At 44.5% G+C, this 23,986-nt stretch carries 26 protein-coding genes; 20 read left to right on the top strand and 6 right to left on the bottom strand.

Going from position 1 to position 23,986, the window contains the following annotated elements:
* The first annotated feature begins 98 nt into the window (after positions 1-98).
* From AB6D07_RS09465 to AB6D07_RS09450, 4 genes are read left to right on the top strand one after another with little or no spacing between them, the layout of a single operon-like run.
* The gene (locus AB6D07_RS09465; RefSeq protein ID WP_029222760.1) at positions 99-1,034 is read left to right on the top strand and encodes a metal ABC transporter solute-binding protein, Zn/Mn family; all 936 of its coding nucleotides are present in this window, start codon (positions 99-101) and stop codon (positions 1,032-1,034) included.
* Entirely contained in the window at positions 1,034-1,768 is a 735-nt protein-coding gene (locus AB6D07_RS09460; protein ID WP_017097630.1) for a metal ABC transporter ATP-binding protein, read from the top strand. Before AB6D07_RS09465 ends, AB6D07_RS09460 begins: the two co-directional genes overlap by 1 nt.
* Positions 1,768-2,643: a metal ABC transporter permease gene (locus tag AB6D07_RS09455; protein WP_012600593.1), complete on the top strand. Its 876-nt coding sequence runs from the start codon at positions 1,768-1,770 to the stop codon at positions 2,641-2,643. The genes AB6D07_RS09460 and AB6D07_RS09455 overlap by 1 nt, the downstream gene beginning before the upstream one ends.
* Positions 2,644-2,645: 2 nt before the next feature.
* On the top strand, positions 2,646-3,569 hold the full coding sequence (locus AB6D07_RS09450) for an ABC transporter substrate-binding protein (RefSeq protein ID WP_009845394.1): 924 nt from the start codon (positions 2,646-2,648) through the stop codon (positions 3,567-3,569).
* A 126-nt stretch (positions 3,570-3,695) separates the two neighbouring features.
* Here AB6D07_RS09450 and AB6D07_RS09445 read toward each other — a convergent pair whose 3' ends face one another.
* Complete coding sequence (locus tag AB6D07_RS09445) at positions 3,696-3,905, bottom strand: DUF2986 domain-containing protein (RefSeq protein ID WP_017102111.1); 210 nt, start codon at positions 3,903-3,905, stop codon at positions 3,696-3,698.
* Between the two features lie 93 nt (positions 3,906-3,998).
* Between AB6D07_RS09445 and AB6D07_RS09440 the strand changes: the two genes are divergently transcribed.
* Positions 3,999-4,394 (top strand): nitrous oxide-stimulated promoter family protein, encoded by a 396-nt coding sequence (locus AB6D07_RS09440; protein WP_017101885.1) that lies wholly within the window; start codon positions 3,999-4,001, stop codon positions 4,392-4,394.
* 120 nt (positions 4,395-4,514) lie between these two features.
* Here the strand turns inward: AB6D07_RS09440 and AB6D07_RS09435 are convergent, their stop codons facing one another.
* Positions 4,515-5,912, bottom strand: a complete 1,398-nt coding sequence (locus tag AB6D07_RS09435) for an MATE family efflux transporter (RefSeq protein WP_017102112.1) — start codon at positions 5,910-5,912, stop codon at positions 4,515-4,517.
* Positions 5,913-5,962: 50 nt separating this feature from the next.
* On the opposite strand from AB6D07_RS09435, the gene AB6D07_RS09430 reads away from it, so the two are divergent.
* The 3 genes from AB6D07_RS09430 (at position 5,963) to AB6D07_RS09420 (ending at position 7,858) form a co-directional block, all read left to right on the top strand.
* Complete coding sequence (locus AB6D07_RS09430) at positions 5,963-6,856, top strand: helix-turn-helix domain-containing protein (protein WP_017102113.1); 894 nt, start codon at positions 5,963-5,965, stop codon at positions 6,854-6,856.
* Between the two features lie 321 nt (positions 6,857-7,177).
* Positions 7,178-7,351: a winged helix-turn-helix domain-containing protein gene (locus tag AB6D07_RS09425; RefSeq protein ID WP_240798054.1), complete on the top strand. Its 174-nt coding sequence runs from the start codon at positions 7,178-7,180 to the stop codon at positions 7,349-7,351.
* Between the two features lie 171 nt (positions 7,352-7,522).
* Positions 7,523-7,858, top strand: coding sequence for a winged helix-turn-helix domain-containing protein (locus AB6D07_RS09420; protein WP_012600601.1), 336 nt, complete (start codon positions 7,523-7,525; stop codon positions 7,856-7,858).
* A 153-nt stretch (positions 7,859-8,011) separates the two neighbouring features.
* Here the strand turns inward: AB6D07_RS09420 and AB6D07_RS09415 are convergent, their stop codons facing one another.
* Positions 8,012-9,163: an MFS transporter gene (locus AB6D07_RS09415; RefSeq protein ID WP_017102114.1), complete on the bottom strand. Its 1,152-nt coding sequence runs from the start codon at positions 9,161-9,163 to the stop codon at positions 8,012-8,014.
* Here AB6D07_RS09415 and AB6D07_RS09410 point away from each other — a divergent pair.
* From AB6D07_RS09410 to AB6D07_RS09400, 3 genes are all read left to right on the top strand, one after another.
* Complete coding sequence (locus AB6D07_RS09410; protein ID WP_017102115.1) at positions 9,163-9,357, top strand: hypothetical protein; 195 nt, start codon at positions 9,163-9,165, stop codon at positions 9,355-9,357. The genes AB6D07_RS09415 and AB6D07_RS09410 overlap by 1 nt on opposite strands.
* 102 nt (positions 9,358-9,459) lie before the next feature.
* Positions 9,460-9,582 carry a hypothetical protein gene (locus AB6D07_RS09405; protein WP_261879051.1) on the top strand — a complete coding sequence of 41 codons (123 nt, stop codon included), beginning with the start codon at positions 9,460-9,462 and terminating at the stop codon, positions 9,580-9,582.
* Between the two features lie 30 nt (positions 9,583-9,612).
* On the top strand, positions 9,613-11,262 hold the full coding sequence (locus AB6D07_RS09400; RefSeq protein ID WP_372091810.1) for a GMC family oxidoreductase: 1,650 nt from the start codon (positions 9,613-9,615) through the stop codon (positions 11,260-11,262).
* Positions 11,263-11,407: 145 nt separating this feature from the next.
* Here the strand turns inward: AB6D07_RS09400 and trxC are convergent, their stop codons facing one another.
* Positions 11,408-11,842, bottom strand: a complete 435-nt coding sequence (trxC, locus tag AB6D07_RS09395) for a thioredoxin TrxC (protein ID WP_017097619.1) — start codon at positions 11,840-11,842, stop codon at positions 11,408-11,410.
* A gap of 122 nt (positions 11,843-11,964) precedes the next feature.
* Between trxC and AB6D07_RS09390 the strand changes: the two genes are divergently transcribed.
* The 5 genes from AB6D07_RS09390 (at position 11,965) to AB6D07_RS09370 (ending at position 15,989) form a co-directional block, all read left to right on the top strand.
* Positions 11,965-13,062 carry a ketoacyl-ACP synthase III gene (locus AB6D07_RS09390; RefSeq protein ID WP_017097618.1) on the top strand — a complete coding sequence of 366 codons (1,098 nt, stop codon included), beginning with the start codon at positions 11,965-11,967 and terminating at the stop codon, positions 13,060-13,062.
* 22 nt (positions 13,063-13,084) lie between these two features.
* Positions 13,085-13,549, top strand: a complete 465-nt coding sequence (locus AB6D07_RS09385) for a GNAT family N-acetyltransferase (protein WP_029222761.1) — start codon at positions 13,085-13,087, stop codon at positions 13,547-13,549.
* Positions 13,550-13,648: 99 nt separating this feature from the next.
* The gene (locus AB6D07_RS09380; protein WP_372091811.1) at positions 13,649-14,881 is read left to right on the top strand and encodes a glycosyltransferase; all 1,233 of its coding nucleotides are present in this window, start codon (positions 13,649-13,651) and stop codon (positions 14,879-14,881) included.
* Between the two features lie 200 nt (positions 14,882-15,081).
* Positions 15,082-15,558: a YeeE/YedE family protein gene (locus tag AB6D07_RS09375; RefSeq protein WP_017101877.1), complete on the top strand. Its 477-nt coding sequence runs from the start codon at positions 15,082-15,084 to the stop codon at positions 15,556-15,558.
* Positions 15,558-15,989 (top strand): YeeE/YedE family protein, encoded by a 432-nt coding sequence (locus AB6D07_RS09370; protein ID WP_017102118.1) that lies wholly within the window; start codon positions 15,558-15,560, stop codon positions 15,987-15,989. Before AB6D07_RS09375 ends, AB6D07_RS09370 begins: the two co-directional genes overlap by 1 nt.
* A 157-nt stretch (positions 15,990-16,146) precedes the next feature.
* Here the strand turns inward: AB6D07_RS09370 and AB6D07_RS09365 are convergent, their stop codons facing one another.
* The gene (locus AB6D07_RS09365) at positions 16,147-17,025 is read right to left on the bottom strand and encodes an endonuclease/exonuclease/phosphatase family protein (RefSeq protein ID WP_017102119.1); all 879 of its coding nucleotides are present in this window, start codon (positions 17,023-17,025) and stop codon (positions 16,147-16,149) included.
* 301 nt (positions 17,026-17,326) lie between these two features.
* Between AB6D07_RS09365 and nrdD the strand changes: the two genes are divergently transcribed.
* Positions 17,327-19,447, top strand: coding sequence for an anaerobic ribonucleoside-triphosphate reductase (gene nrdD, locus AB6D07_RS09360; RefSeq protein ID WP_009845338.1), 2,121 nt, complete (start codon positions 17,327-17,329; stop codon positions 19,445-19,447).
* Between the two features lie 155 nt (positions 19,448-19,602).
* Positions 19,603-20,073: an anaerobic ribonucleoside-triphosphate reductase-activating protein gene (nrdG, locus tag AB6D07_RS09355; RefSeq protein ID WP_017102120.1), complete on the top strand. Its 471-nt coding sequence runs from the start codon at positions 19,603-19,605 to the stop codon at positions 20,071-20,073.
* 114 nt (positions 20,074-20,187) lie between these two features.
* Here nrdG and AB6D07_RS09350 read toward each other — a convergent pair whose 3' ends face one another.
* Positions 20,188-21,615: an MATE family efflux transporter gene (locus AB6D07_RS09350; protein WP_017102121.1), complete on the bottom strand. Its 1,428-nt coding sequence runs from the start codon at positions 21,613-21,615 to the stop codon at positions 20,188-20,190.
* Between the two features lie 90 nt (positions 21,616-21,705).
* Here AB6D07_RS09350 and AB6D07_RS09345 point away from each other — a divergent pair, with 90 nt between their 5' ends.
* Positions 21,706-22,545 carry an AraC family transcriptional regulator gene (locus tag AB6D07_RS09345; RefSeq protein WP_017102122.1) on the top strand — a complete coding sequence of 280 codons (840 nt, stop codon included), beginning with the start codon at positions 21,706-21,708 and terminating at the stop codon, positions 22,543-22,545.
* A 250-nt stretch (positions 22,546-22,795) separates the two neighbouring features.
* Positions 22,796-23,980 (top strand): amino acid aminotransferase, encoded by a 1,185-nt coding sequence (locus AB6D07_RS09340; protein ID WP_029222762.1) that lies wholly within the window; start codon positions 22,796-22,798, stop codon positions 23,978-23,980.
* Positions 23,981-23,986: the final 6 nt, after the last annotated feature.

Genomic DNA, 23,986 nt, shown 5'->3' with positions numbered 1-23,986 from the left:
TCAGCAATATGTTCAAAAAGAAGATGTTCACAAAATCAAAAAGCTTACGGACTAATCAGCTCATTGACCATAAGTTCACAAATAATAAGAGATTTACTATGCGATTCATGACTCTATTGATGTCGTTAATGGCGGTGTTATCGACACCCAATGCATTGGCAAAAGAATACACAGTCGACAGCGATAAGTTGACGATAGGTATTACCCTACAGCCTTACTATAGCTACGTAAAAGCAGTGGTAGGTGACAAAGTGAACATCCTTCCTTTGGTTGATGCTGGCTTTAACCCGCATAACTACTTACCACAACCAAATGACTTGAAGCGATTGAGCCAGATGGATGCAATCGTGGTAAACGGTATTGGCCACGATGACTTCGCACTAAAAGTCATTTCAGCTGCGCAACGTGATGATTTAATGGTCATCGAAGCGAACAAAGAAGTACCTCTACTTCCTGCATTAGGCCAGTCTGTTGGCCAAGGCGCAGTGAACCCACATACGTTTGTTGGACTTTCTACAACAATCCAAAAGGTGTACACCATCGCGAGTGAAGTTTCTAAGCTCGACCCAGACAACGCGGCGTTTTATCGCAAGAACGCGCGTAAGTACGCCAAGCAATTTCGTTTTATGAAGCGTGATGCGATGTTGTCATTAGGTGAACTCGATACTTCAGGCATGAAAGTGGCGACCACGCACAATGCTTATGGGTACATTCTGCAAGAGTTTGGGGTGGATGTTGCGGCGGTGATTGAGCCGGCACACGGTGTTGAACCAAGTGCGAGCCAACTGCAAGATACGATCGAGAAAATCCGCGCATCAGGCATTGATGTTCTGTTCTACGAGCTAAACATGCCAAACCGCTTTGTTGACACGATTGAAGCAGAAACAGGCGTTCAGCTTTACCGTTTCTCTCACATGACGCACGGTGAGTATCAAGACGATAAGGTAGAAGTTGAGATGAAGAAGAACTTAGAAACGTTAATCGAAGCCATGAAATTTGCTGCGGCTAACCAGGCTAAAAGTGGGAAGGCGTAATGCAAGGTCCATCGATTTCAATCAACCAACTCGGTCTGCAATACGACAACAACGTGATTCTTGATGATATCACGCTAGATCTTAAAGCGGGTGAGTGCCATGTGATCATGGGGCCAAACGGCGGTGGCAAAACCTCTTTGCTACGTTCAGTTCTTGGTTTGACGCCTTTCTCTGGTCAAATCAACATTCATTGGCCAGAAAAGCCAAGCATTGGTTACGTTCCTCAGAAAGCGACCTTCGAATCGAGTTTACCTCTGACGGTAATGGACTTTGTACTACTCAACCAAACTCGAATTCCGCTATTTTGGCGTCGTAAGTCTAAGCAATTGGATCTTGCATTAGCGCAACTCGACCGTGTGGGTATGGCGACTCGTAGCGACCGCCGTATGGGGCAGCTATCGGGTGGTGAGCAGCAACGCGTGTTGTTTGCACAAGCATTACTGGATAACCCAAGTTTATTGGTGTTGGACGAACCCACTACCGGCATGGATGAACAAGGCGTTCGTTATTTAGAATCGCTAGTTCGTGAATGCGTTGATGAAGGCCGTACGATTCTTGCCGTTCACCATGATGTAACCGCAGTGCGTCGCCTTGAAGCGAATGTACATGTTGTGAATCGATTCTTGGTGGATAGTGGTCCACATGAACAAGTACTACACCCTACTAAAATCGAGAGTCTGTTTCAGCACTATAGCAGTGGATCTGCCATCCCCAAATCGAAGGAGGTTGCGTAATGGAGTGGTTACGACAACTTGCCATTAGTGGCGTTGAAGCGGGTTGGTTATCAGACAGCTTTATGTATGCGTTTATGGTGAATGCACTGGTTGCCGCATTGTTACTTGGCCCGTTATTAGGTGGCCTTGGTACTTTGGTGATTGCTAAACGCTTGGCATTCTTCTCTGAAGCGGTAGGTCACGCAGCATTAACCGGTATTGCCATTGGTGTTTTGCTTGGTGAGCCACCAGAAAACCCAATTATTGGCTTGTTTAGCTTCTGTATGATCTTCGCTTTGCTTCTTCACTTTGTAAGAAACAGAACCAATGTGCCATACGATACCTTAGTCGGTGTTTTTCTAGCGCTAGCATTGGCAGTAGGTGCGGCATTGCTGATGTACGTGGCGCGTAAGATCAATATCCACATGCTTGAGAACGTGTTATTTGGCTCGATTCTCACGGTAACAGACCAAGATTTAGCAATTCTCGCAGGCAGCTGCGCGCTCATCATTTTGCTCTTGATACCGACGTTCAACCGTATTCTTCTCACTTGTATTAGCCCGGATATTGCCAAGGTGCGCGGCTATAACACCAGCTTCTATGACTACCTGTTTGTGATGATGATTACTTTGGTGACGATTGCTGCGGTGAAGATCGTGGGTGCTGTTTTGGTTGGTGCGTTATTATTGATTCCGGGTGCTACGGCGCGATTGTTGACTAAACGCATGGGGAGCTTTGTTTTGCTTTCTGCGTTGCTGGCAACCATTGCATGTTTAGTCGGAACGGTATTACCGATGGAACTTAAACTGCCTGTGCCGTCAGGCGCTTCAATAATCATCGTTTCTGCAACGTTTTTCCTAGCGGCAACGCTATACCGAATTATAAGAAAGGCATAACCATGACTCCTTTGATGAATCGTATTTCAAGCTCAGTAAAAACAGCGGCTCAAGTGGGTGTACTTGGTAGTGTGTTAATGGCTGGATCTGTGGTGTCACTGAACGCTAATGCAGAAGATATCTTAACGAGCACACCTGTGACTTATGCATTGGCAACAGAGCTAACCAAAGGCACTGACATTACCACTGAATACCTACCACCAAAACGTTACGGCATTGATCGCTTACCTAACTGGTTTGGCACTAAGGGTGAAAGCAAGGTGCTTAAGTCAGGAGAGAAGGCGACCGTTGCATTAACACTGTCATCTATTTGGCAAGCGGATCCTACATTTGTATACGCAAGGCAGGGTAACATCCGTTTGGTAGAGGTGGATGCGGCTCAAGCGATTACTCCACGAGCACAAGGTGTCGCTGCGTTGACGTTATCGAGTGGTGATGTGTCTAAGTATGCTTGGTTAAATCCAACCAATCTAACGCGAATGGCCGCTATCGTGGCTGACGACTTTAAGTTATTGTGGCCAGCGCAAGCAGAGACGATTGATCGTAATTTGCAGCGTGTGATGCTTGATGTTCGTGAACTGATTAACAAGCAACAAGCGGTATTATTGGATAACGATGTAGATTCAGTATTGTTGCTTTCAGAAAGCTTGGAAGATTTTGCTTCTGGCAGCCAACTGTTTGTTGAAGAACGTATGTTCAAAGCTGAACTGGAATGGACAGAGCAAGATAAAGCGAAGCTCAAAGCGATGTTTTCAGAAGACGATGCGCTATGGTTAGTGACAGCGAAAAAGCCGACGACTTTGATTAAGTCATTGGTGCCTAATGAGCGAATTCTTGTTGTTGACTCGGTAGACCGCTGGGGAAGAGCAGGGATTAATGCAAAAGCGCCGTTCGCACGCTGGGAAGTTAAACCATTTAAAGGTTAATTGAATCGCTAAGTCGCTAGGTTAATACGGTAGGATCAAAAAAGCAGCCTAAATAGAGGCTGCTTTTTTTGTTCTTGTTCGTTGCCTCTGGTCAGAGTGCCTGGCAAGAACACTGCGAGTTTAAACTTACTCTGCAGCTTTTTTTTCTTTAGTTTCGATACCAGCTTCTACAGATCCTTCTGCTTGTTCTAGAGCGGCTTTCGCTTGCTCTTCAGCTTCCATTTTTGCGCGATCAGCTTTAGAAATATAGCGAGGCTTGTTGCTACCATGCAGTTTAGAATTCGCCTGTTTCTGTCTTTTCTTTAGAATTTGATTGATTTTTTTCTTACGGTTCATTGCTGCATAGCCTTGTATTTAGTTTATGCGGTGGAGGATAATCATTTTAGATCTAGAACTCAACCTGTACGGTCTCTCATTAGGTAATTAATCATGTTCCAACATAACAACATTCTACAAGGCGAGCTCGCAACGGAGTACAAAACCGTTATTGCGATGGTGCACATCTACTGCAAAGATCACCATGGTGCGGTTCGTCAGAATAACCTGTTATGTGAAGAGTGTGAGCAACTGTTGCGTTATGCAGAGACTCGGCTCGATAGGTGCCCTTATGGCGAAGCAAAGCCGACCTGTAACAAGTGTCCGATTCATTGTTATAAGCCTGATCCTAAAGAGCAGATGCGTTTAGTGATGCGCTATGCAGGGCCAAGAATGCTACTTAAGCATCCGATTTTAGCAATACGACATTTGATTCATGAGAAACGTAAAGTGCCAGAGAAGCCACTGCCGAATGTGTCTAATCGCCATATCCGAATGAACAAGAAGTAACTGGTGCTTTAAATTGGTCGCAGAAGAAACGAAAAAGGTCTGATTGCTCAGACCTTTTGTGTTTCTGCTAACTGCATTATCAGAAGGCAGTCTTGTAGAAAGAATACTTTATGTATAAAGCTACACCGCTTGAGGCTCTTCGTAGGTAACCGTCAGGTTATTGATCCAGCGTCGGCTCAAATAACGGTGCGAGCATATTGCCAGTTTCACCACTTCTTCAACCAACATCAGGCCATAGATGTATTTGAAATCCCATCCAGCGACAAACGCGCCGTAAACACACACTGGAATGCCCACCATCCACATCGCGATGAAATCCATTCGCAAGCAAAAAGCGTTATCACCACCAGCACGAATAATACCGTTAATGATCACCATGTTGAGCATACGAATCACCACTGCAAAACACATGATCATCATTGCTGGCGAAGCAAGCGGGTACAATGCATCTGTAGAAAGGTTTAACCATGATAGTACATGCTCTTTACCCATAAACAGTAGCAAGCCAACGACAGCGCCAAAGCCAACGACGGCTTTAATGAATGTTAGACCCATGCTCATAGCATCATCAAATTCATCACGGCCCAGCGAATGGCCAAGCAATACTGAACACGCTACGGAGATACCAAAGAAGATCGAGTAACACAGCGATTCGAACGGCGCGAGCATCGAGAACACCGCAAGTTCAGTCGTGCCCATGTGACCAAAGATCATTTGATATGCCATTGTGCCCATTGCCCACAACACGGCATTCATCGTTAGCGGCAACGCAATACGACGGTAAGAAAGCCACAGTGATGGACGGTGTGGTGAGCTTGGGGTGGTTAGCAGCCAGTGTTTACGAACACGCATGTAGCTATACATTAAGCCCACTTGAATCAATCGCGCTAAGGTTGTCGCCAATGCAGCACCCGCAACGCCCATTGCTGGAATGCCGAAAGCCCCTTTAATTAGAACGAAGTTAAGCGCAATGTTGAGCGCAATAGTAATACCACCTAACAATAGTGGGGTTACGGTGTCACCTGATGAGCGCATACTTGCTTCTACCACTACAACAATGTGAGTTAGAAGTAGAACAGGGAACCCATACCATAGGTATGTCGCTCCGAGCTCAATCACGATTTGATCGCTAGTTTGCAACATCATTAAAAACTGAGAACCAAGAGTGATGATTGCTGTAACAGGCAGCAGAACTTTTAAACCAAACACCATCGCGATGGATGATACTGTTCGTGCGCTTTTTCGGTCATTCTTTCCCCAGTATTGAGCGACTAATGTACCGTTTGCTGAGGCCAACCCTGCCATAATCATAATCGCAACGAAGTGCCATTTTGATGCAATTCCCACAGCAGCTGCTGCTTCCATACCAAAATCACTGACCATCAAGACGTCAGCAAGGGCAAGAATAGCAACCAGCGCACTTTGCAAAGCTACAGGTAAACCAAGTTTAACGATACGAGGTAATATGCTCTCTGGCTTGTTATTCATAGATGAGTTAGGGTTGATGTTAGTTGTCATAAGCTCTCCGATTTATGGCAGAACTATAGTGATTTGAGCGAAGTAACAACATGTTTAAAAAACAACAAAACCTGTGCGAATCCGTCATTGATGCCATGGAGCCTAAATCAACGTGGCAAGATGATGTTTTTCTCGCGGAACATTGCAAAGAACGTTTTTTGACCGTTGAAGATATCCCAGAGATGAAAAGCTTTGGTGTCTATATGGGCGGTATGGCAAAACTATACGATGGTTATTGGGTTGAGCGAGAATCCGTTAATGTTCATACGTTGATTTTCACTATGGAAGGTGGCGGCATTCTAACAACCACGAGATCAGTACAAGCGATTACACCGTATACGCTGGTGGTTCTTCCTGCCGGAACCCCATTTCGTTTTGAACTCGACCCGCAATATAACTATTGGAAAATGGCGTGGATGTTGACCCCCGATACTAAGCAGTGGCAGCACATAGCAAGTTTAGGTCAGGGGATTGTGCCTTTTGGAGAGTGTGAGCAGATCTGGTCATTAATGAACTTGGTTTACTTTGAGATAGGGGGCCGAGCCAGTTACCGTAAGTTACTCTTGAGTGAAATAGTCCGAACGTTGACGGGGTTTGAACCCAAATCAACAAGCACCACCGCTCGTGTTCAAGCGCTCTATAATGAGATTGAAAGTAGTCTGCATCAACCATGGACAGTAGCTGGTATGGCTCAAAGGGTGTTTATCAGCGAAGAGCAGCTTAATCGAGTTACCAAAACGCTCTTCGACCTATCCCCACGCAGCAAGTTGATTCAACTAAGAATGGATAAAGCGACCAGCTTGTTAAAATACCAAGATTGGTCGGTATCGATGATTGCCAACCGTTTGGGTTACAAAGATCCTTATAACTTCTCACATCGCTTTAAAAAGCATTTTGGTTTATCTCCAAGCCAATACCGTAAAAGCCATCGACTTCCCGGGTAGTGCTGGTTTTCCACTAAAAATTCGTTTCTTAGAATAATTCCACAAGATCAATTTTGCAGTAAATGTACGGTATTAAGTGATCTATCAATTTAGTATTTTTGTACCATTCGATAATATTGGAAATATCTTAAAAGACGACTGCTTATGAAGCGTGAGGAATCCATACCAAAAATAGCGAATCACGTAGACGATTTTAAACTTCCGTCTAAGTGGGTTCTAAATAAAAAAGAGTTTCAATCTGATACGAGGATCGTCAGAAAGCAGGAATGTGGCTCGATAATAGGGACGCTTTCAGAGCCTCATCGTAAGGTTCTTTTTTACTTGTATCAAAATAAAGGACATGTGATCAGTAAGCGAGTTTTGAAGCGTGTAGGTTGGGCGGGTAAAGCCGTGACATCAGCTTCAGTATTGGTTGCTATCTACGAGATAAGAAGGATCTTAGACTGTCGTTGTATAAAAACGGTTTCCAACGAAGGTTATGTACTGGAGGATTAATTACCCTTTATTGATATCCTGTTCATATATTAATAATAAAAATTTAATCTCTTTACCGTATACGCTGCTTTCATTATCTTCGATTTTAAACGTCCACTTATAAGCGACGTTATACAAAAATGACGGAATTTAACTTTGTTGCTGGCTATATCGTAAGGGAATTGTATAAAAATGGACGCCTATCCTGTAATAGATACTCACCACTCTGAACACAACGTAATACTTGAACTCAACGGAAAAATAGTTGAACTCGACACCAAACTCATACGCAATGTTGAAAACGGTTATGTTCTGGCTACCATGCCTTTAGCGTATCGTAAGATCATTCTGTTTATGAATCAAAACCGAGGGAAATTGTTCAGTGTCGGGCAATTGAAGAAGATTGGCTGGGAGAATGGGTCAGTCACTAACTCGTCAGTGATTGTTGCGATATCTGAGATCAGATCACTATTCGGGGATGGCCTAATCATTACCATTACTGGTGAAGGCTACATATTTCAGCCTTAACCTGAAGAACACCTCTATTTCTAGTATTGATGCTTTTTGTCGACTTTTGCTCAGAAGTCATCAAACAAAAAGAGCTCTTCGTTAGACGGAAAGTCATAACTAAGAGCTCTAGAGGCAACTATCCTACCTGAGGAGGATAGTTGCCATTCGAACTTACTCGCCTGCAATCTGTAGAGGAGAGCGTTTTAAGCTAGCAATCAACATGTAGATCGTTGTAGCGAGTAGAGACGCGAACAGGTAAGTGAATAATCCCGCTTGTGAATCCATAAAGCTATCTGCAACCAATGGGCCAGCGACAGAACCGATGCTGTAACACAACAACATAACCTGAGTTACTGACACTAGATAGCTCGGGTCTAAGTTACGACAACCCAAGTTAATCGCGATTGGGTAAAGTGCAAAAGTCGCCATACCTAACACAAACAAGCTCATACCAAGAACATAAAAATCATGGTTAATCGTTAGTACACCAATGCTTGCAACCCCTAGTAAGCAGAACAGCGCCATCAATAACACTTGTCCTATGTGATGAGATAACCATGTCACCATTGGTTGAACGGCCATACCACCCATAATCACTAACGCCATCAAACCACCAATATCTTGGTGTGCGATGTTGCGTTGAGCAAGCTCAACAGGCATCAGCCCGTAAATAGATCCAAGTGTTAATCCAGATACAATACAGCCAATCAAAGCGCTGTGGCTCAGTTTGCTGATTTGCTTTAATGATAAAGACTGCGCATCGTGAATTTGTGGTGCTGTCGCTTGTCCGTACATCAACACAATGATTGCACCAAACAACAAGGTGAACATTGCAATGAAAGGTACGCCACCTGTAATACCAAGGTAACCGATGCCGAGTTGGCCAACGGCAGAGCCGCCGTATAGCGAACACATGTAAACGCCTAAGCGTTTCGCGCGCTGAGATTCGTCACCGCTCATTAACCAAGACTCTACAATCACAAAGATACCTGCAACCGCTACACCAGCGACAAAGCGGGCTAATAACCATACAGCTTGATGTGGGATGAGTGGTAATACGAGGATCGTTGCGATAAAAATAGCCAGAGCGATAACAAACGCATCTCTGTGACCAACACGTGCAATCGCACGTTCAATCAATAACGTACCGGTTAAAAGTCCTGCATAGAATGCACTCGCCAACCAACTCGATAGATTTTTGTCTAAGCCATACTCAGACAACATTAATGGTAATGAACTCATTAAATAGCCTGAAGCGATCGCGTAAAAAGACAATGCAATAACCGGAACAGTTATGCGAGTTGTTGGTTGGATGTTGTCCAATGCAGGAGCCTCTAAATAGTGAAAGAAACGATGAATTTTCCGCGACTATGGGGGAGAAACTGAATTGGGTAAAACGAATAAAAATAGTCGTTAAGATAAAAGAAATTTATCGAGATCTTGAGCTAAAATACCATAGCGGAATTTACGATTTGGCGAGATTTTATGTGGTCAAAAAGCCATTAGGATTATGTTAATTATGGTTTTGTAAGCGATACAATCATCCGCGTAGGTCATCCGTGATGGTTGTTGATCATCACGATAATTCAAGCGAAGAAAGTTAAGCTCATTGGTGCTTCATGAACATACGTAACGTCGTAGAGCAGGCCAGAGAGGAATGGTGTTGTGTTCAACTTGATGATTACAAATACCTGCGTAAAATGTTCATTCGTATGGTGTTATCAATCACGGCAATAGCGTAAACGAGAGTTACACCCAATGGAGATAGGCAAATGGATAGTTATGATTTTATTGTTGTTGGCGGGGGCTCGGCAGGATGTGTAATGGCTGCAAGGCTGTCTGAAGATCCCAATGTCACGGTTTGCCTATTGGAAGCAGGTGGTAAAGACACAAGCCCATTAATCCATACACCCGTAGGTATAGCCGCGATGATGCCAACTAAGCTAAACAACTGGGCCTTTGAGACCGTTGAACAGCCGGGTTTGAATGGTCGTAAAGGTTATCAACCAAGAGGTAAGACACTTGGTGGGTCTAGCTCTATCAATGCCATGATGTACGCACGTGGACACCGTTCCGACTACGATACATGGGAAAGCTTGGGTAATGCAGGTTGGAACTATGATTCGTGTTTGCCTTACTTTAAGAAAGCGGAAAATAACGAAGTTCACCAAGATGAGTTTCACGGCCAAGGTGGTCCTCTGAACGTGGCTAACCTTCGATCGCCAAGTCCGATGTTGGAACGTTACTTAACGGCGTGTGAGTCGATAGGGGTTCCCCGTAATGAAGACATCAACGGTGCTGCTCAGTTTGGGGCGATGCCGACGCAGGTAACCCAGTTGAATGGCGAACGGTGCAGTGCTGCCAAGGCTTACTTAACGCCAAACCTTTCGAGACCAAATCTTACGGTCGTGACCAAAGCAACCACACATAAAGTTTTGTTCGAAGGTAAGAAAGCGGTCGGAGTCGAATATGGCTTTAACGGACAGCGTTATCAGATCCAATGTAACAAAGAGGTGATTCTATCTGCTGGTGCATTTGGTTCTCCCCAGTTGTTATTACTGTCTGGTGTCGGTGCTAAAGACGATTTGGAGGCGCATGACATCGAGCAGGTTCATGAGTTGCCTGGAGTGGGCAAGAACCTCCAAGACCATATCGACTTGGTGCATTCGTACAAGTGCAGTGAAAAGCGTGAAACTTTTGGTATCTCGCTACAAATGGCCTCTGAAATGACCAAAGCTCTGCCGCTATGGCACAAAGAACGCCGTGGCAAGATGAGCAGTAATTTTGCAGAGGGGATAGGTTTTCTTTGTTCCGAAGATCATATCGCGGTGCCGGATTTAGAGTTTGTATTTGTGGTCGCTGTTGTCGATGACCATGCAAGAAAAATCCATACCAGTCATGGTTTTACGTCTCATGTCACCTTGTTGCGTCCGAAAAGCAACGGCAGCGTAACGCTCAATAGTAATGATCCTTATGATCCGCCTAAGATCGAACCTGCGTTTTTCAGTCATCCTGAAGATATGGAGATAATGATTAAGGGCTGGAAGAAGCAGTATCAAATGTTAGAGAGTTCGGCGTTTGACGACATCCGTGGTAATGCTTTCTACCCAGTAGACGCCAGTGATGACGAGGCTATCGAGCAAGATATTCGCAACCGTGCAGACACTCAGTATCACCCAGTCGGGACCTGTAAAATGGGCCCTAACAGTGATTCATTAGCCGTGGTAGATAACAATCTGAAAGTCTATGGGTTGAATAACTTAAGAGTTATTGATGCTTCTGTGATGCCGACATTGATTGGGGCAAACACAAACGCGCCAACCATTATGATTGCCGAAAAAGTCGCAGATCAAATCAAAAAGGAATACAGACTAGGTAAGCAAGAGTCTAGTATTCGAGCGAAAGGCGAAGCTGTGGTTTAATTCAAGAAGTTAAGTGATAACCATAAATAAAACAGTAGGTTAGATAGTCTTTGTTTGATAAGACTCTCTAACCTATTTTTGTGTGCTTACTTAGAATAAAGCAAAAGTTAATTCAATCGCTTAAACGATAGCTTAAATAATAGTGTTACTTGGTTAGAGCTTGATTAAGCCATTGATCAAATTGACCTTTTGGTAATGCACCGTTAATCGTATCGACACGTTTACCATCTTTAAACACCATCACGGTTGGAATGCTTCTGATTTGGTACATCGCGGCAAGCTGTTGCTGAGCTTCAGTATCAATCTTAACGAATCGAATATCTCCTGAACGCTCTTTAGCAACGTCACTGAACACTGGCGCAAAGCCAACACATGGGTTGCACCATGTTGCCCAGAAATCGACAACCACTGGCTGTGAACTATTCAAAATAGATTGGAAATTAAGTGACGTTCCCTCGATAGGAGCGCCATCGAGCAATGCTGTTTTGCATTTACCGCAGGTTGGGCTTTCTGAAATTCTTTCTGAAGGAACTCGGTTTACGCCATTACAAGAAGGGCAACGTGTGTTGAATGTAGACATAACTTTCTCTTTTTATTGTAACTCCGTGTCTAACGCGATTTACGAATCACGCACGGAGCGCTTATACTGTTTAAAACTAGAATACGATACTTAAATAAAAACAAACAATAAATAGGTAAATGATGACAAAATTTTACGCCGAAATTACTGGCTGGGGAAAGTGTCTACCACCAGCCGTGCTGTCCAATGATGATCTAAGCACTTTCATTGATACGTCTGACGAGTGGATTCGAACTCGAACTGGTATCGAAAACCGTCGTATCAGTCATGTAAATACCTCTGAGTTAGCGACTGTTGCTGCTCAACACGCAATGGCGTGTGCTGGTCTTACTGCCGAAGATATCGACCTCGTGATCATCGCGACGTGCAGCCCAGATTCCCTTATTCCAAATACTGCGTCTAAAGTTCAACAGAACCTAGGCATCAAGAGCGCAGCGGCTTTCGACCTTAACGCAGCGTGTACTGGCTTCATCTATGGCGTTGAAACCGCAACTCGACTGATTCAAGCGGGCAACTACCGCAATGCCATTGTTGTGGGTGCAGAACGTCTTTCATTCTTCATCGACTGGACCAAGCGTGATACTGCGGTTCTATTTGGCGACGGCGCAGGTGCTGTGGTTCTATCTCGCACTGAAGAGCAGGTTGGCTTACAAGAAGCGCAAATCGGTTGTGACGCCGAAGGCCGTGACATTTTAGCGGTACCAAAATTCGGTACTTCTATGGATCGCTTTGCTGCAGATAATGGCTACTGGGACTTTGATTTCGTAGGTAAAGAAATCTTCAAGCGTGCAGTGAAAGGCATGGGCGCTGCGGCACACACAGTATTAAGCCGTACTGGCATCTCAACCGACAATATCGATGTTGTGATTCCGCACCAAGCCAACATCCGAATCATCCAGACCTTGTGTGATATGGCGGGTATTGAGCGCGAGAAAGCGTTTGTTAACATCCAAAACTACGGCAACACATCCGCAGCGACTGTGCCAATCGCACTGTGTGAATCGTTAGAGCAAGGTTTTGTTAAACCTAACTCAAACATCCTTGTGGCGGCATTCGGAGCCGGTTTAACTTGGGGCGCTGGTCATATTAAATGGGGTAGCCGAGTTGAACCGTTAGGCCAATCGGACGCTAAGCTGCCAGAAGCGGATAAATCTGCTTTAGAGCTTTTAGAAAGAGCCATTTTACACTGTAAAACGCGGCCTAATTCTGAAAACGAGTAGCAGCATTGTGCAAGTTCGTTTAATGACAGAAGCCGACCTCGATGGGGCGGCTTTAGTTCACCAAGCTACTTTTGTTCGACAGCAAAACTCAAAAATTTGGTTACAATGTAACTTAAATGCAGCACCACGCTTTCTTAACTTCGTTGCAGAGAACGAAGGTGAGATCGTGGGTTACATCATCTGGGTTCAGAAAAGCGGGTTTAGACCTGAAGCTGTTTTAGAACTAGAGCAACTTGCCGTGTTACCAAGCGCGCAGGGGCAAGGATTGGGTAAAACGCTGATTCTAGATTCCCTGCCGCAGGTAAAACAGCATCTGGCGGATCAAGGCTCGATGCTCAAACACGTGCTAGTGACCACCAGAGCAGACAATTTTGCACAAAAGCTTTATCAATCGACTTTGGGTGCAGAAGTCGAAACCACGATTTCAAACCTGTACTCTGCGGATGAAGTGCTTATGATAGCTCGCAATGTGGGTGAACGAATCTGATCGCTGAGTTCTTAGAACCAATTATAATCAGCGGTATAAATCGATTTACGTTTAATTAGGGACTTCTACAGTCCCTTTTGTTATTTCTTAGGAAGTGTTTTGAAGAAAGTTTTAGCAATTGGCTACGTTTGGCCAGAACCGAATTCATCGGCGGCTGGCAGCCATATGATGTCTCTTTTACGCCTGTTCAAGAGACAAGGTTGGTCCGTTGAATTTGCAACGCCAGCTCAAGAAACCGAGCACATGATCGATCTCTCTGAAGAGGGCATCACGAGCCAATCTATACAGTTAAATTGCGATAGCTTTGACCAGTACATTGAAGAGCTGCAACCCGATGTCGTGATGTTTGACCGTTTCATGATGGAAGAGCAGTTTGGTTGGCGCGTGGAAAAAGTATGTCCGAATGCCTTTAAGTTACTGGATACGGAAGACTTACAGTTCCTACGTAACGCGCGCCATGAAGCAGTTAAGAAAGAGACTGAACTGACCAAAGCGCATTTGTACAGTGACTTGGCTAAACGTGAAATTGCCGCAATCTTACGCTGTGATCTTTCGTTGATCATTTCAAGTTACGAGATGGATCTGCTTAAATCTGAGTTCAATATCGATCCAAAACTGCTTCATCACTTGCCGTTCATGGTTGATCTTAATACACTTCCTGAAACCACGAAAAGCTTTGAAGAACGTAAGCATTTCATGACGATAGGTAACTTTAGACACGCACCGAACTGGGATGCTGTGCTTCAGTTACAGAAGATTTGGCCGAAAATTCGTAAACAGTTACCTGAAACTGAACTTCATATTTACGGATCTTACCCGCCGCCGAAAGCAACGGCTTTGCACAACCCTAAAACCGGTTTCCATATCAAAGGTTGGGCGAAAGACGCTCAAGAAGTGATGGAGCAAGCTCGTGTGTGTGTTGCACCACTCCGATTTGGCGCGGGCATTAAAGGCAAGTTGCTTGATGCGATGAAGTTACAAACTCCGAACGTGACGAGTGAAATCGGCAGCGAAGGCATGTTACCACAAGGAGAATTGCAATGGCCGGGCGCAGTGGCTGGTGACATCGACGAGTTTGTTGAACAAGCTGTCGGTTTATACAAAGATGAAGAGAAGTGGCTTAAAGCACAAAGCCAATGTCATTCAATCCTTGAAGCGCACTACGAGCAGAATCAACTCGGCGACACATTGATTGAGCGATTAACGGCGTTAGAGTCCGATCTTGAATCTCATCGACTGGATAACTTCTTTGGTTCGATGCTTAAGCACCACAGCATGGCGAGCACCAAGTATATGTCGCAGTGGATAGCTGAAAAGAACAAGACTAAGTAACTGACACAATAAACCGAATCAAATAATAAGCCCTTAGGTTAACGCCTAGGGGCTTTTTTCATGCAGGACGCTTATTAATTCCAGACTTACAAACCGAAACATTCTAGCAATACATTAGCATTGACTAATTTATATTTATTAGTAAACTCTAATTTAAATTGAGGATGATGAGTTAATCGACGTTATGAGAGAGGTCAGTGATGAGTTTAATACCTTGGGATGCATTGTTCGGTGGCATGTTGTTAGGCGCGTCGGCAATTATTCTTATGTTAGGAATAGGGCGAGTAGCAGGAATTAGCGGTATTGTTGGCCGCTTGTTACCGTCGAGAAAGAACAAAAGATTAGAATCAGGATCCGAATCGAACTCGGACTCCAGCATTGAGAAAACCGAAAAACATTGGCGACTTGCTTTTGTTGTCGGAATGGTCGTGAGCGGCTGGTTATTGATTCCAACAGGCTACCAACTTCCGCAATTAGAAGAGATCAACTTCGCAGTGGTTATCATAGCCGGATTATTGGTGGGCTTTGGTACCAAGATGGCGAATGGCTGTACTAGCGGCCATGGCATTGTGGGGATGGCTCGTTTGTCCAAGCGCTCAATCATCGCTACTTGTGTATTCATGGGTGTGGCAATCGTAACTGTGTTTGCTAAGAACTTGATCGGTTTGGGGGCGTAATGAAAAACTCTTCACTTACTATCGTTATCGGTTTGGTCGCAGGTATTCTTTTTGGCTCAGGTATGATCATTTCAGGCATGGTTGACCCGAACAAAGTACTTGGGTTTTTAGAGATTGCTGGCGACTGGGACATTAGCTTGGCATTCGTCATGGGTGGCGCGTTATTGGTCTTCGCTCCGTTTTATCACTTGGTCATTAAAAAGCGCGCTCAAGCCGTCAATGGCGAACCTTTAGATAGCAGTAATAATCCACTAATAGATAGAAAGTTGATCTTAGGTTCAACTGCTTTTGGTTTAGGCTGGGGGATTGCAGGCTTTTGCCCGGGCCCTGCAGTAACCAGCCTTAGTGGGGGTAACCCAACGGTATGGCTGTTCGTCTTAAGCATGCTGGTGGGAATGTGGCTGGCGGGTCGAACCAATAAAAGCTGCTAGCAGTGCGCCTACCATTTCTTGCATGGCTGATAGGATTCGCTCTTATCTGACCAAATAGAGAGGCTGACCCGCTTTAAGTAAAAAGCCAGTCAGCCTCGTTCTATATCTACTGTTTTCTATTATTTGCACTTATCTACAATCTGCAGTTATCTATAACTTACTGTTTGATCGTTGTTGAAACTGGGCAGTGATCACTGAGTTTGTAGTCCTGAACATCTTGCGTTTCAAATACCTTTTGTTTCGCAGGAGAGGCATCCAAGGACTTGCTCACCACAATATGGTCAATCACCGAACGAAATTGATGCGTGCGATGGTTATTGCGGTTTGAGCGCACCTTACAATCTGCTCGAGTTTTTCTTGTTGCCAACTGAGCATCGGTATTTTGCGCCATATCTTTCCACATCCAATCTCGTGAGTAGGAGAGGTTATGGTTAAAGTCGCCCAGAATCGCGTAGTCTTCGCCTTTACGTTCTCTTTGCTGTATCCACTTATTCAGTTGTTGAGCTTGGTCTTTGAGCCTTGAACAGTCACGGTTCGACTTGTAAGCGCCGCTGCATCCGGCCTTTAAGTGCACTGACAACATGTGAATTGGATTTGAATCCGTTTCCACAACCATATAACTGGCAAATCTGAGCTTGCTGTTAGCACTCGTTTCCAGAGGAAAGTCAGCGTAGTCAGTGAGAGCGATTCCTTTACGAACCGCGAAGCCCGTATATTGGTTCACTTCTTTGAATTGTCGGTTACTGTTTTTGGGCAATGCGCGGTCAGACATCAAGATTTTGTATTGATCGCCAGCGATGCGCTGAATGGCATTGACGTCGTCGACTTCCTGAAAAGCGACCACATCCGCATTTAAGGATTGGAAATACTGTTCGAGCTTATCGAAATCCGCTTGATCACGTTGGTCAGAAAACTTATTCACAGCCTCATTGGTTGATAACCATTCGATATTCCAACTGGATATGGTTAAAGGTTCGCCAAATGCTTGGCTACTGAGTAAGCAGCCTAACATTATCCAGTTTTGAAGTCGTTTCATCCCAAATATCCCTAATTTTGGTGTGCAATATAGTTGAGCCGTTATCCTACAACACTTACCGAAAATTCAACTCTTTTTAGCAGTTTTTTTATTGTTACATTGTTTCTTTTCGACTTGAGATCTCACGTAATAATATTGGATTTATCTTGTTCGGCGTGCCTATTTTATTGATCCAAATCAATACTCAATGTTGGTGGTTCTCGTTAAATACGCCACAATATCTAGTGTTAGTTAAACGATAAATCGCTCTATAGTGTGTTTGTGGATAAGTCTGTGAATACCTCAAGAGTAAGGAGAAGTGGTGAAATCAATCGTAATCAAGCGTGATGGCTCAAGAGCTCCATTCAGTAGAGATCGCATCCAAGCTGCAGTGGAAGCAGCATCAGACAAAACCGATAAGGAAATTGCTATTTATGCTCTGAATGTGGCATTAGCAGTTGAGTTGAAGCTCGAAGACTACGATGAAGTTCATATCTCTGAAATTCAAACCATGGTCGAGAACGAGCTAATGCAGGGACCATACAAGTCTCTTGCTCGTGCCTACATTGAATATCGTCATGACCGTGACATCGCACGTGAAAAGCAAAGCGCTTTAACTCGCGAGATCGAAGGTCTGATCGAAGAAAGCAATGTTGATCTGATCAATGAGAATGCCAACAAAGATGGCAAAGTTATCCCAACTCAGCGTGATTTGCTGGCGGGTATCGTGGCTAAGCATTATGCAAAAACTCACATTTTGCCGCGTGATATCGTACAAGCTCACGAGTGTGGTGACATTCACTATCACGATTTAGACTACGCACCGTTCTTCCCAATGTTTAACTGTATGCTTATCGATCTTAAAGGCATGTTAACGCATGGCTTCAAGATGGGTAACGCGGAAATCGACACACCTAAATCGATCTCTACGGCGACAGCGGTAACTGCACAGATCATCGCGCAAGTGGCAAGCCACATATACGGCGGTACAACGATTAACCGTATCGACGAGGTTCTAGAACCTTACGTAATGGCGAGTTACGAGAAACACCTATCACTAGCGAAAGAATGGGACATTCACAGCCCAGAAGCTTTTGCTATATCTCGTACAGAGAAAGAGTGTTACGACGCATTCCAGTCTTTGGAATACGAAGTAAACACGCTACACACGGCTAACGGACAAACACCATTCGTTACGTTTGGTTTTGGTCTAGGCGAAAGCTGGGGTTCAAAACTTATCCAGCAATCTATCTTGAAGAACCGCATTGCAGGTTTGGGTAAGAACCGCAAAACAGCGGTATTCCCTAAACTGGTATTTGCAATCAAAGATGGCTTGAACCACCAGAAGCAAGATCCAAACTACGACATCAAGCAATTAGCGCTTGAGTGTGCATCTAAGCGTATGTACCCAGACATTCTTAACTACGACAAAGTGGTAGAAGTGACAGGGTCATTTAAAACGCCTATGGGCTGCCGTAGCTTCTTGAATACTTACGAAGAAAACGGTGAGTTGATTCATGAAGGCCGTAACAACTTAGGCGTTGTTAGCTTGAACTTGCCACGTATTGCTATTAACGCAAAACAAGATATGGCTAAGTTCTACGAACTGCTTGATGAAAAATTGAAGCTAGCTCGTCGCGCTCTAGAAACTCGTATTTCGCGTCTAGAAAACGTGAAAGCGCGTGTTGCTCCAATCCTATACATGGAAGGTGCCTGTGGCGTTCGCTTGAAAGCAGACGATTCTATTGCCGATATCTTCAAGAATGGCCGTGCGTCTGTTTCTCTCGGTTACATTGGCATCCATGAAGCGATGACAGCACTTTACGGCACAGACGTTCACCTGTATGACGATGGCGAAATGCGTGCTAAAGCGCTTGAGCTGGTGGAGTACATGAAGCGTGAAGTGGAATCTTGGACAAAAGAGACAGGTTACGCGTTCAGCTTATACGGCACACCAAGTGAAAACCTATGCAGCCGTTTCTGCAGCATAGATACCAAAGAGTTTGGTGTAATTGATGGTGTAACAGACCGTGGTTACTACACCAACAGCTTCCACTTAGACGTACAGAAGAAAGTGAACCCATACGACAAGATCGATTTCGAGATGCCTTATCCAGAAATCTCTAGCGGTGGTTTCATCTGTTACGGCGAATTCCCGAACATGCAGAAGAACATCGAAGCGCTAGAAAACGTATGGGATTACAGCTACACACGTGTTCCTTACTACGGCACCAACACGCCTATTGATGAGTGTTACGAATGTGGCTACAACGGAGAGTTTGATTGTACAAGTAAGGGCTTTACGTGTCCTAAGTGTGGCAACCATGACTCAACAAAAGTATCGGTAACACGCCGTGTTTGTGGTTACCTTGGTAGCCCAGATGCACGACCATTTAACTTCGGTAAGCAAGAAGAAGTTAAACGTCGCGTGAAGCACCTTTAGTAAGCTCTAAAATCATTAGCTAGCTTACTAAGAAGAGCTACGTTTAAAGAAACAAGATTGGTATCGGCGCTATGTCGATACCAATTCTTTTATTTCAGCTCTTACAGCATTTCGCTTCAAACTATTAAGCAATAACGAGTTTTCAAAACTGCCTTATGAACTACCATCAATATCACCCAATCGACGTTGTAAACGGCCCGGGAACACGCTGCACTTTGTTTGTGTCGGGTTGTGTGCACCAGTGTCGCGGGTGTTACAACCAATCGACGCAAAGTTTGGACTCAGGGCACTTGTTCACTCGAGAACTGCAAGACCACATTATCGCTGATCTGAACGATCCGCGAATCAAGCGTCGTGGCTTGTCGCTTTCTGGTGGTGATCCTCTGCATCCTGCAAACGTATCTGAAGTGCTTCAGCTTGTTCAGCGTGTAAAAGCAGAGTGCGAAGGTAAAGACATTTGGATGTGGACGGGTTACGAGCTCGACGAACTCGATGAAAAGCAGAAGCAAGTGCTTGAATACGTGGATACTTTGATTGATGGTCGTTTCGAGCAAGACAAAGTGGATCCGATGTTGGATTGGCGTGGTAGCTCAAACCAAATCATTCATCGATTTACTGACATATAACAGTTGTCGTGGCTTAGCACACTCGTAAAACGAAAAAGGGCGTCATGGTTAGCGCAATGCAACCAATCGGCCCTTGGGTGTGAGTTCTTTTCGTTTATTCGCTTAAACTACCATTCAAGCAACGACCTGATCTGGCTCTTCTATTAAGTTGTTGATCCATTTCTTAGAGTGAATCCGCTGGCTAGTTAAAGCTATTTTCGCTAACTCTTCCAGCAGCACAATCATCAAAACCCATTCTAGCGGCCAACCCAGTACCAAAGCGGTGAAATAGGCGAGGGGAATACCGATTGCCCATTGGCCAAACAGGTCGATGAAGATGCTGTAGTTGATGTCTCCACCACTTTTCAGCACTCCGCCTATACCAACCATATTGAAGACTCTTAGTACCATACCGAGTGTCATTACTAAGGTAACGTTAACGGCCGTATCTTTGAGCGCTAAGTGAGTAAGACCGATCATGTATACGATCGCGGGTTTGGCGATAAAGCACATTAACGCCAGTAAAGCAGCAAGCCCACAACTCACTAACACATAACCCCAAGCTGTATTCTCGACACGTTGATAGTTCTTCGCACCGATCTCGTTACCTAGAATGATGGAAGCCGCAACCGCAAAACCCAAAAAAGCAGAGATCAAAATGCTTTCGACAGGCGATAGCAAGGAAATGATCGCAAGTTCTCCAACCCCCATTTGGCCAACAATAACGTTGTAAATAAGAATCCCGCCCGCCCACGCAGTGTCGTGAACCAACATAGGTATAGCCACCGTAAAGTACTTCTTTCTATGCTTCGGTAATAACGCATCTCGCCAATTGCTTAACGTCGGGAATAGGTGCGGGTAATGTTTTCTTGCCATAACAAGCAATGCAATGGTTTGAAAGAATCGAGATACTGTGGTGCCAATAGCCGCACCAACCACACCCAGTTCTGGAAACCCAAACAAGCCGAAGATCAATAGGGCATTGAGAATTGCATTGACGATGATTGCCCAGATACTGATTTTGGTGGGGAGCTTGGCTTCGCCCACAGAGCGAAGTGCACTCTCTAGCGGCACAACTACAGCGGTACCAATAAGGCTGGCTCCTGTTATCCAAAGGTAATCCGTTGCCAAGCGGACGTAATCAGGGTCTGAGGCCACCACAGACACGACTGATTCAGGAGCCAATGTATAGATGAACACAAAGGGAATGATGGCAAAGATCGAAAGTGCCCATGATTGCGCTAGTGTACGTCGAATTCCGTTGAAATCACCGGCACCAAAATATTGCGAAGCTAGCACGCTCACAGCTCCACTAATCCCCGATACCATGATCAAGTTGAAGAAGAAGATACGGTTGCCAACACCAACAGCGGCGGTTGCAGAATCACCAAGCTGATTGACCATAAAAATATCGACCACGCCAAGCAGTGAAAACAACATGGTTTGCAACGAGACTGGTAAACCGATGTGTAATAGTTTTTGCCAAAATTCTTTGTCTAAATGACGATATGTCGAGAGCATCGCATTTCCCCGGTAGTGATTATGCGAGAAGTTTATCGGCATTTGTTTTCGCTGTATTCTTCCTGTTCATCACAAACTTTTGCCAAACTATCCACTTTGATAAGTTGGCCAATTGAATGAGTTAGCAGTGATATGAGTGATAAACAAGAAAGGTATGAGATCTCTGAAAAGACGCATCAAGAGTTTGTCGATCAAAGCCACGTATTGGCATTTGAAGAGCTCGGTATCGTTCAGTGTGGTACGGCGTCGTGCCGCGATTTTTTTTCGGTGTACCGGAAAAACCAACAAAAACACATGTTGCTGTATACCGTGAGAGGTAAGGGATGGCTCGAAAGCGAAGGGTGTCGCTACATTCTAGAACCAGGCTCTTGCATTACTGTTCCTGCAGGCGTTGAGAACGGTTTTGGTATTGAAGAAGAAACATGGCAGATCGCATGGATCTTTCTCTCGCCTAATAAACAATGGGAAAATGTCGTCAGTGATGAAGTGAGTTATACGCTGTCTCCGGCGGCAGAAGTCGTCTCGTCGTGCATTCATACTCTGTTGAGAAGTATTGCCTTACCCATAGATTTAGGTGGAGCGATTGCCACTCACTGCGTTGCCCAAATAGAGTTCATGATTAATGCGCCGGTTCCGCAGCAGCAATCACGAAATTTGATTCGCTTAAGGCGCGTATTCGACAACGTACAAAAACAGTTGCACAAAGAGTGGAATGTTCATGAACTCGCGAGCTTATTCCCGTGCTCAGAGCCACACTTCCATCGTTTGTGTCAGCGCTATTACTCACACAGCCCAATGACTCATATTATGCGTATGAGAATGGAATACGCTGCGCGGCTACTTAGATCGAGTGATTGGTCGATTCAACACATTGGTGAGATAGTAGGATATCCAAATGCCGCTAACTTTAGCACTCGGTTTAAAGCGTGGTCAGAAATGACACCAAGACAATTCAAACAAAGTGCACAATAGCGATCTTAATAGGGAGCATAGAAACATAACACATAGAAGCATGAGATACCTGGACATACAGCGCTTTGAATTGTGCAATAGGTTATTAGGTGTTTGAAATTTGCACTGTTTATCCGTTTGAAATGACCAATCTCTGATTACTTCTGATTACTTATGGTAACTAAGCGCTTCTATTAAAAAATGTTTCTGATTTGTCTACGATAATGTTAACGTGAAACTCATACTTGAATTTCAAAGGGTTGTGACTTTCATGTTTTCACATCTACCAAAACCAACTTTAGATCCAATTCTATCTCTGTCTGTCGCTTACCGCGGCGATACTCGTACTGATAAAGTCGACTTAGGCATTGGCGTTTACAAAAACGACCAAGGTGAAACACCGATCATGAAAGCCGTCTCTAAGGCTCAAGATATCGTTGTTGAAACACAGAAAACCAAAGCTTATGTTGGCCTAGCAGGCTGTGAAGAGTTTAACCAAAGCATGGTTGATTTGTTGCTTAAAGGGACTGCTGCAATAGGTCGCGTTGCTGCGATTCAAACACCAGGTGCAAGTGGTGCACTTCGCATGTTGGGTGACTTGATGAAAGTCTCTCAACCAGACACAACGGTTTGGATTTCAAACCCAAGCTACGTTAACCACAAACCGGTGATGGAAGCGGCAGGCTTAAAAGTTCGATACTACAATTACTTCAGTCCTGAAACGAAGCAAGTTGATACTGCAAGAATGTTGGATGACCTTTCAAAAGCAGGTCCATCAGACGTGGTACTTCTTCACGGTTGCTGTCATAACCCAACGGGTGCTGACATTGATTTTGAAGCGTGGCAGGAAATTACTAAGTTATCGCAAAAGAATGGTTTCTTACCGTTTGTTGATATTGCCTACCAAGGGTTTGGTGATGGCCTAGAAGAAGACGCCAAAGGTCTTCAACATATGGCGAACAACGTAGAAGAGATGTTGATTACGACGTCATGTTCGAAAAACTTCGGTTTGTACCGTGAAAGAACGGGGGCAGCGATTGTTATCGGTAAGAACAGCGAACACGTAAGCAATGCTAAAGGTAAGCTACTGACGCTGGCTCGTTCAACTTACACAATGCCGCCAGACCATGGTGCCGCGTTGGTTAAAACAATTCTTCAGAATCAAGAACTAACGGCGATTTGGAAACAAGAGTTGAGTGAAATGCAGCAACGTTTGTTAAATCTGCGCCAAAGTTTATGTGATGAATTGCGAAATACTTACAACACGTCACAATTTGACTTCATCGAAAGCCATAAAGGCATGTTTAGTGTACTAGGCTTTAAAGAAACTCAAATGAATCAACTACGTGAAGAATATGGAGTCTATGGTGTTGGTGATGGACGCATCAATATCGCAGGCCTTTCTGAATCCCATATTCCTTATGTGGCTAAAGCGATAGCCAACGTTTCAAAATAGAAGGTG

The sequence above is a fragment of the Vibrio sp. 10N.239.312.C11 genome, from assembly GCF_041466065.1.
GTDB lineage: Bacteria > Pseudomonadota > Gammaproteobacteria > Enterobacterales > Vibrionaceae > Vibrio > Vibrio tasmaniensis_A.
The sequence above is the reverse complement of the archived record's forward strand: the minus strand, read 5'-3'. Positions and strand labels throughout refer to the sequence as shown.

What these genes read in the sequence shown, in the direction of transcription:
- AB6D07_RS09410 (WP_017102115.1), top strand. Translation starts at nt 9,163, where the DNA reads ATGCAGGAGCCTCTAAATAGTGAAAGAAACGATGAATTTTCCGCGACT.
- AB6D07_RS09435 (WP_017102112.1), bottom strand. Translation starts at nt 5,912, where the DNA reads ATGACAACTAACATCAACCCTAACTCATCTATGAATAACAAGCCAGAG.
- AB6D07_RS09365 (WP_017102119.1), bottom strand. Translation starts at nt 17,025, where the DNA reads ATGAAACGACTTCAAAACTGGATAATGTTAGGCTGCTTACTCAGTAGC.
- AB6D07_RS09340 (WP_029222762.1), top strand. Translation starts at nt 22,796, where the DNA reads ATGTTTTCACATCTACCAAAACCAACTTTAGATCCAATTCTATCTCTG.
- AB6D07_RS09440 (WP_017101885.1), top strand. Translation starts at nt 3,999, where the DNA reads ATGTTCCAACATAACAACATTCTACAAGGCGAGCTCGCAACGGAGTAC.
- AB6D07_RS09400 (WP_372091810.1), top strand. Translation starts at nt 9,613, where the DNA reads ATGGATAGTTATGATTTTATTGTTGTTGGCGGGGGCTCGGCAGGATGT.
- AB6D07_RS09460 (WP_017097630.1), top strand. Translation starts at nt 1,034, where the DNA reads ATGCAAGGTCCATCGATTTCAATCAACCAACTCGGTCTGCAATACGAC.
- AB6D07_RS09430 (WP_017102113.1), top strand. Translation starts at nt 5,963, where the DNA reads ATGTTTAAAAAACAACAAAACCTGTGCGAATCCGTCATTGATGCCATG.
- AB6D07_RS09465 (WP_029222760.1), top strand. Translation starts at nt 99, where the DNA reads ATGCGATTCATGACTCTATTGATGTCGTTAATGGCGGTGTTATCGACA.
- AB6D07_RS09405 (WP_261879051.1), top strand. Translation starts at nt 9,460, where the DNA reads ATGAACATACGTAACGTCGTAGAGCAGGCCAGAGAGGAATGGTGTTGT.
- AB6D07_RS09385 (WP_029222761.1), top strand. Translation starts at nt 13,085, where the DNA reads ATGACAGAAGCCGACCTCGATGGGGCGGCTTTAGTTCACCAAGCTACT.
- AB6D07_RS09445 (WP_017102111.1), bottom strand. Translation starts at nt 3,905, where the DNA reads ATGAACCGTAAGAAAAAAATCAATCAAATTCTAAAGAAAAGACAGAAA.
- nrdG (WP_017102120.1), top strand. Translation starts at nt 19,603, where the DNA reads ATGAACTACCATCAATATCACCCAATCGACGTTGTAAACGGCCCGGGA.
- trxC (WP_017097619.1), bottom strand. Translation starts at nt 11,842, where the DNA reads ATGTCTACATTCAACACACGTTGCCCTTCTTGTAATGGCGTAAACCGA.
- AB6D07_RS09375 (WP_017101877.1), top strand. Translation starts at nt 15,082, where the DNA reads ATGAGTTTAATACCTTGGGATGCATTGTTCGGTGGCATGTTGTTAGGC.
- AB6D07_RS09390 (WP_017097618.1), top strand. Translation starts at nt 11,965, where the DNA reads ATGACAAAATTTTACGCCGAAATTACTGGCTGGGGAAAGTGTCTACCA.
- AB6D07_RS09420 (WP_012600601.1), top strand. Translation starts at nt 7,523, where the DNA reads ATGGACGCCTATCCTGTAATAGATACTCACCACTCTGAACACAACGTA.
- AB6D07_RS09455 (WP_012600593.1), top strand. Translation starts at nt 1,768, where the DNA reads ATGGAGTGGTTACGACAACTTGCCATTAGTGGCGTTGAAGCGGGTTGG.
- AB6D07_RS09370 (WP_017102118.1), top strand. Translation starts at nt 15,558, where the DNA reads ATGAAAAACTCTTCACTTACTATCGTTATCGGTTTGGTCGCAGGTATT.
- AB6D07_RS09450 (WP_009845394.1), top strand. Translation starts at nt 2,646, where the DNA reads ATGACTCCTTTGATGAATCGTATTTCAAGCTCAGTAAAAACAGCGGCT.
- AB6D07_RS09345 (WP_017102122.1), top strand. Translation starts at nt 21,706, where the DNA reads ATGAGTGATAAACAAGAAAGGTATGAGATCTCTGAAAAGACGCATCAA.
- AB6D07_RS09350 (WP_017102121.1), bottom strand. Translation starts at nt 21,615, where the DNA reads ATGCCGATAAACTTCTCGCATAATCACTACCGGGGAAATGCGATGCTC.